The organism is Aeromonas sp. CA23, assembly GCF_002587065.1.
Taxonomy (GTDB): Bacteria; Pseudomonadota; Gammaproteobacteria; order Enterobacterales; family Aeromonadaceae; genus Aeromonas; species Aeromonas bestiarum.
On record NZ_CP023818.1, the window covers coordinates 4,540,507 to 4,554,824 of the forward strand.

Annotated in this window: 10 protein-coding genes; 7 read left to right on the forward strand and 3 right to left on the reverse strand. The window is 59.7% G+C overall.

Features of this window, described 5'->3' with window-relative positions:
- Positions 1-64: 64 nt before the first annotated feature.
- From CK910_RS20915 to CK910_RS20925, 3 genes are all read right to left on the reverse strand, one after another.
- Positions 65-931 carry an aldose 1-epimerase gene (locus CK910_RS20915; RefSeq protein WP_098984578.1) on the reverse strand — a complete coding sequence of 289 codons (867 nt, stop codon included), beginning with the start codon at positions 929-931 and terminating at the stop codon, positions 65-67.
- Positions 928-2,379: a sugar porter family MFS transporter gene (locus CK910_RS20920; protein WP_065402922.1), complete on the reverse strand. Its 1,452-nt coding sequence runs from the start codon at positions 2,377-2,379 to the stop codon at positions 928-930. The genes CK910_RS20915 and CK910_RS20920 overlap by 4 nt, the downstream gene beginning before the upstream one ends.
- 81 nt (positions 2,380-2,460) lie before the next feature.
- On the reverse strand, positions 2,461-5,739 hold the full coding sequence (locus CK910_RS20925; protein ID WP_098984579.1) for a DUF5107 domain-containing protein: 3,279 nt from the start codon (positions 5,737-5,739) through the stop codon (positions 2,461-2,463).
- Positions 5,740-5,858: 119 nt separating this feature from the next.
- Here CK910_RS20925 and CK910_RS20930 point away from each other — a divergent pair, with 119 nt between their 5' ends.
- The 7 genes from CK910_RS20930 to uhpT all read left to right on the forward strand — a co-directional run bounded on the left by CK910_RS20930 (position 5,859) and on the right by uhpT (position 14,141).
- Entirely contained in the window at positions 5,859-7,073 is a 1,215-nt protein-coding gene (locus tag CK910_RS20930; RefSeq protein WP_172955382.1) for an ROK family transcriptional regulator, read from the forward strand.
- A gap of 159 nt (positions 7,074-7,232) precedes the next feature.
- Positions 7,233-7,496 carry a hypothetical protein gene (locus CK910_RS20935; protein ID WP_043134736.1) on the forward strand — a complete coding sequence of 88 codons (264 nt, stop codon included), beginning with the start codon at positions 7,233-7,235 and terminating at the stop codon, positions 7,494-7,496.
- Between the two features lie 420 nt (positions 7,497-7,916).
- Positions 7,917-8,462, forward strand: coding sequence for a GNAT family N-acetyltransferase (locus CK910_RS20940; RefSeq protein ID WP_098984580.1), 546 nt, complete (start codon positions 7,917-7,919; stop codon positions 8,460-8,462).
- 138 nt (positions 8,463-8,600) lie between these two features.
- Positions 8,601-9,116 (forward strand): AAA family ATPase, encoded by a 516-nt coding sequence (locus CK910_RS20945; protein WP_098985191.1) that lies wholly within the window; start codon positions 8,601-8,603, stop codon positions 9,114-9,116.
- Between the two features lie 11 nt (positions 9,117-9,127).
- Entirely contained in the window at positions 9,128-9,904 is a 777-nt protein-coding gene (locus CK910_RS20950) for a phosphotransferase family protein (RefSeq protein WP_253852766.1), read from the forward strand.
- Positions 9,905-10,359: 455 nt separating this feature from the next.
- A complete protein-coding gene (locus CK910_RS20955; RefSeq protein ID WP_098984581.1) occupies positions 10,360-12,264 on the forward strand; it encodes a fructose-specific PTS transporter subunit EIIC in 1,905 nt (634 codons plus the stop codon).
- A gap of 470 nt (positions 12,265-12,734) precedes the next feature.
- Positions 12,735-14,141 (forward strand): hexose-6-phosphate:phosphate antiporter, encoded by a 1,407-nt coding sequence (gene uhpT, locus CK910_RS20960; protein WP_043134733.1) that lies wholly within the window; start codon positions 12,735-12,737, stop codon positions 14,139-14,141.
- The last annotated feature ends 177 nt before the right edge of the window (positions 14,142-14,318 follow it).

Here is a 14,318-nt window from a genome sequence, read left to right on the forward strand (position 1 = left end):
TCTCTCCCGCCCATATCCTTGAGGCCCTTGCAGGCTTCCTGTCGTTAAAGGGAGCCAGGGAAGGTTATTGGGCTGCTTGTGTCCGCTGCAGGCTGAGGGTCATGCCGATGCTCATGCGATCGCCACGGCCGAGCAGGCGCAGGCCAGGGTGACCTGCCATGTGGTGGGCATTGGCGGCGTGACTCTGGGGCTCCAGACAGACGAAGCCACTCGCGTCATCGGGCTGGTAGAGCATCAGGAAGGCACTCTCGCTTGAAACCAGCAGGCGCTGCTGGCGGGCTGGATGATCGATCTCGGCCTGACCACGCCAGCCGCCGTAACAGTGGTTGAGCCACCCTTGCGGGCAAGCCCACTGGCGAAAATCGAGGTGTGGGGGCAATTTGCTGCTCCAGCTAGTCGGCAGATGATCCGGCCCCTCTTGCCAGACGCCGCTCGCCAGAAAGCGAATCTTTGTCTGCTCGTCGCGCCAGAAGAAGGGGTGGAATCCCGCACCGTAGAGGCAGGGCGCCTCCCCGAGATGGGTCAAGCCGATCCGCGCCACCAAGCTCGCTCCCTGCAGGCGATAGTCGATCTCGGCCAGATAGTGAAAGGGGCCATTCTGGCTGGTGAGCTGCAAGGTCACCGAGCTGTCGGTCAACGCCACCGGCTGCCAGGGCTGCAACCAGCCATCCCCATGCAAAAAGAAATCGGGATCGAGCTCGCTCGCGGGCAGCGCACAGTCATCCCCCCACAACTCGAACCGGTTGCCCGCTACCCGATTGGCCAGCGGCAACATGGGAAACAGCGCGCTCTGTGCGGGATGCCAGGGCTGCGCCAGGTCAGTATCTCGCAGCAGCGGGCGCCCTTTGTCATCTTCCAGTCCCAGCAGGCAGGCCCCTTGTGCAGAGACCCGCATCCGAAGATGCGGGTTGCTCAATGTGTATACCGTCATGCAGCCGTACTCGCCTTGGCCGGAGTCAGTTCGACCTTGCCCTGGGCCAGCTGGGCTTCCAGCGCTTCCAGGGTGACCCCCTTGGTCTCGGGCACCTTGCGATAGATAAAGATGAGACCGGCAAAACAGATGAGGCCATAGAGCAGGAAACTGCCTGCAGCGCCCAGCCCGGCATTAAGCAGCGGGAAGGTGTAGGTCAGCACGAAACAGGCAATCCAGAGCGCCAGGGTGCCGGCCGACATCGCCAATCCGCGCACCCGGTTGGGGAAGATCTCCGAGAGCAGCACCCAGGTGACCGGCGCCAGGGTCAGGGCATAGATGGCGATGGCCGCCAATACCAGCAGCAACACCGGCAGCCCCAGCATACCGCTGGCATAGGCAGCCGCCATCATGGCATAGATGATGGTCAGCCCCGCCGAGCCAATCAGCATCAGCTTGCGACGGCCAATCTTGTCCACCATGGGCAGCGCAATCAGGGTAAACAGCAGGTTGATAAGACCGGTGGCAACGATGGACTTGAGGGTGCTGTTGATGTCAAACCCGGCGGAGGCAAAGATCTCCTGCGCATAGTTGAAGATGACGTTGATGCCGCACCACTGCTGGAACACCGCCAGCACAATCCCGATGATGAGGATTGGCCGCACCGAGGGTTTGCCCAGCTCCGCCAGCGAAACCTTGTGGGTCTCGCCCACCAGGGTTTGACGGATATCGGCCAGGGTCTGCTTGGCATAGGCATCACCGCCAATCTTGCCGAGCATGCGGGAGGCTTTCTCATACTGACCATCTTTGGCCAACCAGCGCGGCGACTCCGGCACGAAGAACATCAACACCAGAAACGCCAGGGCCGGCACCAGTTCGGCACCGAACATCCAGCGCCAGCCGGATTGCCCATTCCAGGTAGCCAGAATATCGGCCTGAGTTGCATTGCTCGCCACCGGATCGGCGATCATCAGGTTCACCAACTGGGCGGCCAGCACCCCGATGACTATGGTGAGCTGGTTGATGGCCACGAACTTGCCCCGTTTTGCGGCCGGGCTTATCTCGGCGATGTACATGGGCGAAAGCGCAGAGGCCAGACCGATGCCGATACCGCCGATGATGCGATAGACCACGAACAGATCGAAGTCGCTGGCCGCCGCAGTGCCCCACGCCGAGATGGTGAACAGGACGGCGGCCAAGATCAGCGGCTTCTTGCGACCGAAGCGGTCGGCAGACCAACCGGAAATGGCGGCCCCCAGCACGCAGCCCACCAGCGCCGAACTCATGGCCCAGCCGGACTGGGCCGGATCCGTAATGGCGAAGTAGGCCTCATAGAAGGGCTTGGCCCCGCCAATCACGACCCAGTCATAACCAAACAGCAGGCCACCGCAGGCGGCCACCAGGCAGATCATCCAGATGTAGCTCATATTGAGCCCATTCGTATCCAATTGATTTGTCGTGCGTTCCATGACTCATCCTTATCATCTTGTCGATTGTAGGGTGCAGTGGCGCCCCTCACCGTGGCGGGGCGCCGGTTTTTGTTATGAGTGTTATGAGTGGAGTGACAGCTCGCGGCAGATCAGGGCAAAGAGGTGCCCCTTGTCGTGAGCCGGGTTGAGGGCGAGCAGCTCTCGCAAGGTTTGTTCACAGCCATCGCGCTGACCCAACCCCAACAAGCCGAGCGCCCTGACCAGCAGGCAGTGCTGGCGATGTTGGTGCTGCGGATCGTCATCCAGCACGATGAGGTCGGGTAGCGAGACGGCGAAAAAGTCCGCCTCGACCGACTCGCCCATCGCCTGCTCGGCCCAGGCCACCATTCCCTCGAACAGACGCTGCGCCTCCGCAACCCGGCCAAGACGTGCCAGCGCCATGCCCTGATAGAAGAGGTAATCCACCGGCTGATCGTTGTAGTAGCGGCTGGCCCCGAGCGATCCTTGGCCGAGGCAGGCCTCTTGCAGGCACTGGACCGCCAGACTCTGGTTGTCACAAGCCAGATGGCAGAGCGCCAGCAGGTAGTGGATGTCGTTATCGGTCTGTCCCACCAGACGCCCCTCCCCCAGATTGAGGGGGTAGTGCAGCGCCTGTTGCAGCAACGGAATGGCCTGCTCATGGCGTCCTTGAGTCATCAGTACCAGCGCCCGGCGCTGCTGATTGATGAGGTACTGGCCGGTCACCTTGCCCTCGCCCCCCTCCCAGGGGTGGAATTCGCGCAGCCGCAAGATCTCGGCCGCCGCATCCAGCTGCCCGGTGATGTGATAGAGGCTGAGCAATTCGGCGGTCAGGTCGTCGCGCTTGAGGGCTACCTCACGGTGCGCCTCCAGCAGCGCCAACCGCTCTGCGGGGGCCATGACGCAGCGCTTGTGCAGCTGATCCAGTTCAAACAGCAGACGGGCATCGTCCGGCTTGAGGGCAAAGGCCCGGCTCAGACACTGCTCGGCCGCCACCGAATCGCCGCTCTTGTTGAAGTGATAGATGCCAAGGTTGCGCCAGGCCGGGGCAAATCCGGGTGCCTGCTCGCAAACCTGCTGCCACAATGCGATGGCTTGCGGGTAGCTGCGCTTGCTGTAGTGGAAGCAGCCCAGCAGATAGCTGGCGAACCAGCTGTGGGGCAGTTGCGCCAGCATGGCCACCTCGCCAAGGGTATTGGGGAAGCGCACCTTGCGGCCAAAGGCCTGCTCGGCCCGTTGCAGCAGGGCATCTTGTGCCTCACCTTCCGGCAGCAGCGCAGCCTGGAACAACAGCGGCAGGGTCTCTTCCACCGGCAGTGCTGAGAGCAGTTGCTGCGCCAGCTCGGGGCGTCCCAGCGCCAGCAGATTGCTCGCCAGGAAACAGAGGTTCACCCCGCGCCCGTTGCACAGGGTGCGCAGCGCCTCGAGATCGGTCGGCTGCTCGCTTGCCAGCCAGCGCAGGAAGGCCAGCTGATAGTGAAGCGGATAACGGACTCGCTGCTCGTCGATATAGGCGATGGCGGCCTCTCGCTGGCCAGACTCCAGCAGCGCCAACCCTTTGAGGGCGATGGCACCGTAGTGGGTGCCGTTGACCGCAAGACTCTTTTCGACAAAGGGCAGTGCCTGCAGCGGATCACGGCGCACCATGGCGATGCGGGCCAGCCCAAGGAAGCCACTGTCGCGGCAGTTGCCGCTCCAGGTCGCCTTGTAGAAGTCATCGAAGGCGGCATCGAACTGCCCCAAACGCTCCTCGATATGGGCCCGCAGCAAGCTCGCCTTGCCACACTGGGGGTTCTTGTTGAGCCGATGGGCACGGACCAGCGCCTGATTGGCGTAGCCCAGCGCCTGCTCATAGTTGGCGCGGTTGTACTCCAGCGTCGCCAGCGCCAGGTTGCAGCGATAGTCGCCACTGTCTAGCTCCAGAGCCCGCAGGTAGTAATCAAAGGGCGAGCGGCTGGCGTGCAGATACTGCTCAAGATGTTGGCCGATGAAGTAGAGCTCATCGATAGAGTCGAGATTGACGGCTGGCTCCGGCGCCGTGGCCGGATCCGGCAGGGCTTCGCCCACGGACTGATGTTCGAGATAACTCAGGATCGGCTGGCCCTGTTCATCCAGCAGGCGCACCTGCAAACGTCCCTCACTGGTGATGGCGAACGGCTCAAGCCAGGCCTGACCCGGTTGCAACTCCAGCGTCTGGGTGAACAGCACGCCGCCTTCGTCGCTCACTTCGAAGCAGGCGTGGCACAGCGGCGCGATCGCGTAGGCACCGCACAGCAGGCCGTCGTCGGTGCGCTCCAGCTTGATGGCGGCGCGGGTGTTGGCATTTTGCAGGGTGCCGAGGGTGTTGTAGGGCAGGAAGTTCTGCACGAACACCTTCTCCTCCCCCGCATCCAGCCAGGTGAAGTCGGGCTGGTTGTCGGTGTAAACCCCGGTCATCAGCTCGATGTAGGGGCCGTTGTCGTCGGTCAGGTTGCGATCCCAGGCCAGACCGAAGTCACAGTTGCCCCAGCTCCACTGCTTCTTGCCCGGCGAAACATGGTGATCCGCCACGTGCAACAGGCCGCCCTGCTCGTCATGGCAGTAGGCACCGACGAAGTCGTAGTCAGACTTGTCCGCCATGTAGGAGGTGGGCACCGGAATGTTGCGGTAACGGGAGATATCGACCCCGGCGGAGTAGTCCACCTTGTAGTAGGTGCCGCGAGCGACGGGGAAGGCGCTGACATCGCGCTTGCCGTGGTCATAGACGGCGGTCACATCGGGCGGGAAGACGCTCTGATGGGCATCGCCCCCTTTCACTGCCGGGTTGGACCACCAGAGGAAGTGGCGCGGCGTGTCGTTGCCGTTGAACACCTTGCCGGTGATCTCGATGAGCGCCTTGTCGGGATAGAGGGTGAAGCCCGCCATCACCTGCAGACCGCGCATCGGCTCCACCTCCCCCAGCCAGACGGTCTTGGCGCCGCCCTCGCGCTCCGCAATGGTGAAGTCCACCGGCATAAAGGTGGTGGGCCTGTGGTGCTGCGGCCAGTTGAACTCGATGCCGCCGGAGATCCAGGGCCCCACCAGCCCCACCAGCGCCGGTTTGATCACTTCGTTGTAATAGACGAAGTCGCGATTCATCACCTTGTCGTAGGCACGGTGGATGCGGCCACCCAGCTCCGGCAGCAGCATCACCTTGATGAAGTCGTTCTCCAGCCAGACCGCCTGATAAGACTTCATCTGCTTCTGGCCGGTGAGGGTGTCGATCACCCCATAGGGATAGACAGCCCCCGAGGAGCCCTGATAGACCCGCTTCTCGAGAAACATGGGGTTGGGATCTTCGGCACCGACCTCGTAGGTCGGCAGGGTGACGGCCTCTACCCAGACTCTTACATCAGCTCTCATCAATCTCGCCTCATTCAACATTTATTAGTAAACGTTTCGATGAGGCCAGTTTAGAATGGCGATGACAGCGATTTTCGCTTAAAGATCACGCAATACAGTAAGCGGAGTTTAGTGAACTGATGATCATCGGCCTGAACAACCAGAAGGTACGCCACCACAACAAGCAGGTGTTGCTGGCGCTGCTCTACCAGCTCAAGGAGGCGAGCAAATCCACCCTGGCCCGCCATTGCGAGCTCTCCATCCCGGCGGTCAGCAAGATCCTCGATGAACTGGTGGCCGACGGCGCCATCAGTCACAGCGAGCAGAACCTCTCCCTGCGCGGCATCAACGGCGGCAGCTACCGCATCGCCAGCGGCCAGGGGGCAATCCTCTGCCTCAATATCAGCCCCACCAGCCTGGAGAGCATATTGGTGGACAACCTGATCACCCCGCTGGGTGAGTTCAGCGGCCAGAAGATAGCCCCGCAAACCCCCGATGAACTGCTGCGCCTGATTGAAGCGCACTACTACCAGCACAAGCGCCGCCACAAGGGGCTGGCGATCCGGCTGGCTCTGGCGGTACACGGGCAGGTCAACCCGGCCACCGGGGTGTCGCAAACCATGCCACAAGCCCCCTGGCACGCGCCGGTCGAGCTCAAATACCTGCTGGAAGAGCGTCTCGGCTGCGAGGTGATGGTGGATAACGACTGCATCATGCTGGCACTGGCCCAGAAGTGGCAGGGCCGGGAAGGAAACGGGGATTTTTGTGTCATCAACGTCGACTACGGCATAGGGTCCGCCTTTATCATCAACGGCCAGATCTATCGGGGTGCCCTGTTTGGCAGCGGCCAGATAGGCCACACCATCATCAACCCGGACGGCAGCGCCTGTGCCTGCGGCCGCTACGGCTGCCTGGAGACGGTCGCCTCGCTGTTTGCCATCAAAAAACGGGCCAGGGTGTTTCTCAAGCAACAAACCAGTGCCGACAACCCGGCGCTGTCGGGGGTGGAGCTGGATACGACCCAGCTGCTCGCACTCTACCATCAGGGAGATGCCATGATCCGCGCCCTGGTGGACGAAGGGGCCCGCGCCATTGGCCTGAGCCTCTACAACTTCCTCAATATCCTCAACATCAACCGCATCTGGCTCTATGGCCGCAGCTGCGGCTTTGGTGAAACCTGGCTGCAGACCATTATCCACCAGACCGGCGCCAATCCATTCGATTGCAGCGATGCGGTCAATGCAACCCAACTGCGCGTCGGCACGCTCAACCGCGCCCAACAGGTGATGGGCATCGGCTATCTCTATGTGGAGCGGGCACTGGAACGGCGCAGCGATGCCAGCGTCCCCGGCTGACAAGCAGAGATAGGACGCAGTCCCCTGACTGGCCCCGGTCGCCGGAAAGGTGATCCCGATCCCGATTGGCAAACTCCCTCTGGCGAGGGGGTTGAGAGCCAAGTGGGGAGGAATATGATGGGCGCCCCACTCTCTTCACAAGCCTGCACGAGCGCCATCATGACCAGCCAGCACGACCAGAACCCGCCAAGTGAAATCCATCGCTGTGACAAATGCAGGGAGCGCACCCGCCATATAGTGGTACTGGTGCCACGGGATCACAGCCAGGACATCATGCCCAAGGATCCGCGCAAAACCTTCTGGCAAGCCTTTCGCGCCAGCCTCCTGACCAACGCGGTATTCGGCCAGACCCTCGCCTATCAGGCCACCCATGTAAAACATCTGATCTGCGAACGCTGCGGAGAGAAGTTTCTGGAGTATTGAGCCGCGCTCCCGGCGGAGTATCGCGGAACAGCGGGCTCGTCAGCGGCAGGTCAACTCCTCTGCTCCCCAGTCCAACGCGAGCCAATCCCCCCCCGTTAACACGCAATTTGTTGATCCTGAGCCGGTTTTCATCGGCTCCCTGTGTTATCCCCATATTTCCTTGGTTAAGATGTTTCACTTGGCTACCAATGCCATGGTGGAGTTGTATTCATGACACAGGTCTATCACGCCATTTCAGGTCAATCACAGGTGAAAAACAGCAGGCTGGAGGCTGAAATCCAGTGCGGCAGCCTTGTCTGATAACAAGGTGAAAAATCTTGAACATGTCTTCGCGAAAGTCCGATTACGCTGCGCGAATCGAACCTACAGTTCTAATCGGATCGACACTTAACCGAGCGTTATACGTAACTAGGTGAATATATGGAAATAGTAGAAGCAAAAATATCAGATTTAGATTTTTTCTTTGAGTATCTAGGTGTTCATCTTCTAGAAAATGCATCCGACCATTCACCACTATCCCAACCAATTCCAAAGGATCACTGCAAAGTATCAGAACAACTTAGGGCCAAGTTTCGAGATGGTTTTGGCGTTAGTATCGGTAAGCCAAGTTGGAGGAAACTTTGGTTAGCTAAAGACTCAAACAGCCGTATTCTTGGGCATATAGATTTGCGCCATTACAGTGGAGAATATAATTTCCATCGCGTTTTGTTGGGCATGGGTGTAAAAAACAATGCCAGGAAACAAGGTTTAGGCGTCAAGCTATTAGAATCAGCATTTCCATTTTGCCAAGAGACGGACAGTATTGACTGGTTAGATTTAAACGTCCTTTCAAACAATATTCCCGCAAAGAGCTTGTATTTGAGGTGTGGTTTCAAAATCATAGGTGAAACATCTGACTTTTATCGTATTGACGGAGAATCAGTGTCAGAAACTACGATGACTCTCTGCACAAAAAATCATTTATAAGGAATAGCTTTAGAGATGCTCTCCAGGCGTTGCATGTCCAAGTTCGTAGGTTCAAATAGTGAAGCGTATTCGGATATTGGTAACATCACCTCTATTTTCCAGCCTCCAGATATCTGCTCCAGAAAAGAGCTCTCAGAGATGAAACGAATTCTGATTATTGGCAACTCGGGATCGGGCAAGAGCTGGTTGGCGGCTCGATTGGCTAAGCGGTTAACTATCCGCGAGGTCAATCTGGACACCATTGTCTGGCAGCCGGGCGGCTTTAACCAAAAACGGCCCCAGCATGAGATTGACCATGCCATTCAAACACTTGCTCAAGAGCCCTCATGGGTGGTCGAAGGGGTATTTGGTGCCTTGGCCGAACAACTGCTTGATGCCGCCGATACTCTGCTATTTCTGGATCTCGACTGGTCTGTATGCCGTGATTCACTGCTATCGCGCGGATCACAAAGCGCCCGGCAACGCGATGCAGTTGCAGCCGAAGAGAACTTTCAACAACTGCTGGTGTGGGCATCGGAATATGGGCAACGAGCCAGCAAAAGCTCCCGCCAATTCCATCGTGAACTGTTTGATCGATTCCCAAACGACAAGCACAGTTTCACGACTCGCGCAGAGGTAAACCGCTATCTCACGCAACTGACCACTCACAGCTAACAAGGTACTGGATGACGCAACACGAGCTGGCAAAAATGGGGAGTGCCTCCGTAAATATCCAGATGCTGGATGGCAAGCCCTGTATCAGAAAAAGCGGAGCATCGCCGGTCGAGCGCCATTTCTACCAACGCGCCGCCCCGCATTTGAGCGGGCTCAACACACCTGCCCTGCTCAAGGTCGAGGGGGAGACCCTGTTCCTTGAGCAGATTCCTCATCCGGTCACCCTCGCGCAACTGCACCACAACGAGCAGACCTTTGTTCAGCTGGCTAGTCTGCACAACAGTCGCTATCAACCCGATTTTACGCTGAGAGCGCACAGCTGGTCGCTCGCCGATACCAGCGAGGCACTCTCTGTACTCTGCCTGCCGGAATCAGCCAGTGAGACAATCCGCCATATTCAGCAGCTTGGCCGCGAGCTGTTTGCGGAGCCTTGTCTCATCTCGGGGGATAGCAATGAGGGTAACTGGGGCACCCGCGACAATGGTGAGCTGGTGTTGTTTGACTGGGAGCGATTTGGTTATGGCAGCCCGGCCATCGATCTGGCTCCGTTGGTGCCACAGATGGGTTCACTTGCGGAGTATGAAGCCATCATTGAGCATTACCTGCGCCACAGCTCGCTTCTCTCTGGCGACCGGTTGCTGCGCCATCTCATCATGGCGAAGTGCTGGTTGATTATTGAGGTCACCAATCTGCTGACCAGAAGAGAGAAACCGCAAGCGCAGCGCTATCTGGACTGGTATCGCCAACAAGTTCCGCACTGGCTCGATTCGGTCGCACATATGATATAGCCGCCTCGCAAAGTGGGCTTTCGCTCCCCTCTCCTGCCAAGCCCATTTCTCCAGCTTGTCCTCCCCAACCTCCTCTGATGACAGCCATTTATGTGCGTTGGCTCACATGCCGCCACCGTTTTCAACCTCACAAATTTATAGAAAGTGGCTGTCCCTCTCTCGAGCAAATACTCGGAGAACGGCCAGAACACCTCATCACACAAGAAATCAAATAAATGATTTATAAAGAAAATAAAATAACAGGCGATCCGATTCGTCCCCATTTTTCTTGTCTCCCCGCTTTGAGATCGGGGTCACACTCGAGATGATGGCGCACAAAAATCCAGTCATTCGCACATTTGTCCGATAGGGTGGCTTGCTCCCCGGCGCGATAATAGTGAGGTCAATTTTGTCTGCATGCCGTGCCAGCACGGGTGGCATGCCAACAGGCTCCATCGAGGAGCGGGGAGAACACCATGATCACCACCCTTATCAACGAGCAGCTGATCGCGCTCGATTTAAAGGCCACGCGCAAGGAAGAGGTCTTCAGCGAGATGGCCCGCTTGCTGGTCGCGCAGGGCAAGGTCAGCGATGAGCAACAGTTCATCAAGGATCTGTGGGCCCGGGAAGCGCTGGACAACACAGGTTTCGAGGAGGGGGTAGCCCTGCCCCACGCCAAGAGCGCGGCGGTGAGCACACCGGCGGTGGCCATCGGCATCAGCCGCAGCGGCATCGACTACGGCGCCGAGGATGGCAAGCCGTCCAAATTGTTCTTCATGATTGCCTCCCCGGCCGGTGGCGCCAACCACCATATCGAGGTGCTGGCCGAGCTCTCCGCCAAGCTGATCGAAGAAGGCTTTATCGCCAAACTGCTGGCCGCCAAGACCCCGGCCGCCGCGCTGGCCCTGCTGCTCGAGAAGAAAGAAGAGCAAGCCGCCCCTGTTGCCGACAAAGGCTTCATCATAGGTGTCACCGGCTGCCCGGCCGGTATAGCCCACACCTATCTGGCGGCGGAGTCGCTGGAGCGCGCAGCCAAGGAGCTGGGCTTTGAGGTGAAGGTGGAGACCAACGGCTCCATCGGCGTCAAGAACAGCCCGACCACGGCCGAGATTGCCCGTGCCAGCGCCATAGTCGTGGCCTGTGACAAACAGGTGGACATGGCCCGCTTCAACGGCAAGCCGCTCATCAAGACAGGCGTCAAGGCCCCCATCAAGGATGGCAAGGGGCTGATTGAGCAGGCGTTAAAGGCCCCCGCCTATGTGGCGGACAAGGATGAGCGCAAGAGCGAAGAGAAGAGCTCAGGCGGCAGCTCGGATCTCTACCGCTACCTGATGAACGGCGTTTCTCACATGATCCCGTTCGTGGTGACCGGCGGTCTCTTGATTGCGCTGGCGCTGGCCATCGGCGGCAACCCGACCCCGAGCGGCATGCAGATCCCGGAAGGGAGCATGTGGAACCAGATCCTCAACGTGGGCGTGGCCGCCTTCACCCTGATGATCCCCATACTGGCGGGCTACATCGCCTACGCCATCGGTGATCGCCCGGCCCTGGCCCCGGGCTTTATCGGCGGCTGGATCGCCAACAACGGCAGCTTCTACGGCGCCGACGCCGGTACCGGCTTTATCGGTGCCATCATAGCGGGCCTGCTGGTCGGTTATCTGGTGCGCTGGATTGCCACCCGTCAGTATCACAAGATGGTGCAGCCGCTGGTGCCGATCCTGATCGCCCCCATCGTCGGGTCGCTCTTTATCGCCGCCGTCTTCATCTTCATCATAGGTGCGCCCATTGCCGACATGATGACGGGTCTGAACGCCATGCTGCTCTCCATGAGCGGCGGCAGTCTGGTGCTGCTGGGCATAGTGCTCGGGGGCATGGCCGGCTTTGATATGGGCGGCCCGGTCAACAAGGTGGCCTTCCTGTTCTCGGTGGGCATGATAGCCTCCGGCCAGACCCAGTTTATGGGTGCCATGGCCTGCGCCATCCCGGCCGCGCCGCTCGGCATGTCGCTTGCGACCGTGCTCGGTCGCAAGCTGGGTATCTTCGATGCCTCCGAAATCGAGGCAGGCAAAGCCGCCGGTGCCATGGGCCTGGTGGGTATCTCAGAGGGGGCGATCCCGTTCGCCGCTCGTGACCCGCTGGCGGTCATCCCCGCCAACGTATTGGGCAGCATGACAGCCGCCGTGATGGCCTTCCTGTTCGGCATCACCAACAGCGTGGCCCACGGTGGCCCCATAGTGGCCCTGCTGGGTGCGGTCAACAAGCCGCTGCTGGCCCTGCTCTGCATGATCTGCGGCGCCATCGTCACCGGCGTGGTGGCGGTTGCCCTGAAAAAGCTGCGGGTGAAGAAAACCGACGAGGTGGAACTCGCCAAGGCGGCCTGATCCCCTTCTCACGCTCATACGACAAGAGGCCACCTGCGGGTGGCCTCTTTCATTGCACCTGATATTGCACCGGCGCGGCCGTTGATCCGCCGGGCCAGCCCACTTTTTGCTCTCCCCCCCCTCATCTCCTGCGCGCCGGATCACCGTAGTCACCAGGCCGCCGTGGGCCGCCACGCTGTGATCCCCTTCACGCTTCGCGGCCGGATCCCGCCAAACTAGGAAATTTTCCTAATACCCCTAGGGAGGGATGGCTCTCACGCCATTTGCGCCGCGCCTCATTAAAGTCACGCTACCTGATGTAGTTACCCGACCCTCGCAGTGGCGCAGGGAGTGGGCATGGGTTCAATCGACAGGAGAGCGAGGCGCACAGTCCAACCTCTTGCTGTTGTCCTTTCCGTGGCGCGACCTCTAACACCAACCAAAAAGTGAGGGGCGCGGCGGAAATACCGACTATCTCGCAGAGGATGAATATGTTGGATTTTCTCAAGCAGGTGCGGGTCCCGACCCTGGACTTGCCGGTCGCAGCCCGGCGCAAACTCTGGTTCAAGCCCTTCATGCAATCCTATCTGGTTGTATTTATTGGCTATCTGACCATGTATCTGATCCGCAAGAACTTCAACATTGCGCAGAATGACATGATCCAGGAGTACGGTCTCTCCATGACCGAGCTCGGCATGATTGGCCTTGGCTTCTCCATCACCTACGGGGTGGGCAAGACGGTCGTCTCCTACTACGCCGATGGCAAGAACACCAAGCAGTTCCTGCCGCTGATGCTGATCCTCTCTGCCCTCTGCATGCTGGGCTTCAGTGCCAGCATGGGCGGCACGGGTTTTAGCCTCTACTTCATGATCTTCTTCTATGCGCTGAGCGGCTTCTTCCAGAGCTGCGGCGGCTCCTGCAGCTACTCCACCATCACCAAGTGGACCCCCCGCAACAAGCGCGGCACCTATCTCGGCATGTGGAACCTCTCCCACAACGTGGGCGGCGCCGGTGCGGCCGGGGTGGCGCTGTTCGGTGCCAACTACCTGTTCGATGGCAACGTGCTCGGCATGTTCATCTTCCCGTCCATCATCGCCCTGGTAGTCGGCTTCGTTGGCCTGCGTTTCGGCAGCGATTCACCGGAAGCCTATGGCCTGGGCAAGGTGGAGGAGCTGTTTGACGAGGTGGCCAGCGAAGAAGACATCGCCACCGAAGAGCAGAAGCTGACCAAGGGCCAGATCTTCGTCAAGTACGTGCTGATGAACAAGGTGATCTGGCTGCTCTGCTTCGCCAACATCTTCCTCTACGTGGTACGCATCGGCATCGACCAGTGGTCCACCGTCTACGCTCACCAGGAGCTGGGCTTCTCCAAGGAGATCGCCATCCAGGGCTTCACCTTCTTCGAAGTGGGCGCCCTGGTCGGCACCCTGATGTGGGGCTACCTCTCGGATCTGGCCAACGGTCGTCGCGGCCTGGTGGCCTGTGTGGCGCTGGCGCTGATCATCGCGACCCTGGGTCTCTACCAGCACGCGACCACCCAGTTCATGTTCCTGGGCTCACTGTTCACCCTGGGCTTCCTGGTGTTTGGTCCGCAACTGCTGATCGGCGTGGCCGCCGTGGGCTTCGTACCCAAGCAGGGCATAAGCGTGGCCGATGGTGTCAAGGGCACCTTCGCCTACCTCATAGGTGACAGCTTCGCCAAGCTGGGTCTGGGCATGATCGCCGATGGCACCCCCATCTTCGGTCTGACCGGCTGGGCCGGCACCTTCGCGGCGCTGGACATGGCAGCCGCCGCCTGTCTGGTGCTGATGGCCTGCGTGGCCGTGGCCGAGGAGCGCAAGATCCGCCGCATCAAACGGGAACTGAAAGCCGCTACCCTGGCTACCCAATCCGTCTGAACCAGCGTGAACTGAACGCCGCCGAGCTGGCAACCCAGTCAGCCTGAACCCGCGTTAACTGAATGCAACCGGCCCCGCCTTCTGGCGGGGCCGGTTTTTTATTGTCGATCCCATCGTCAGCAGATGAATCCAGGCCCTTGCCATCCTCTGTGCACGCAGGCACCACTGGGCTGCCAA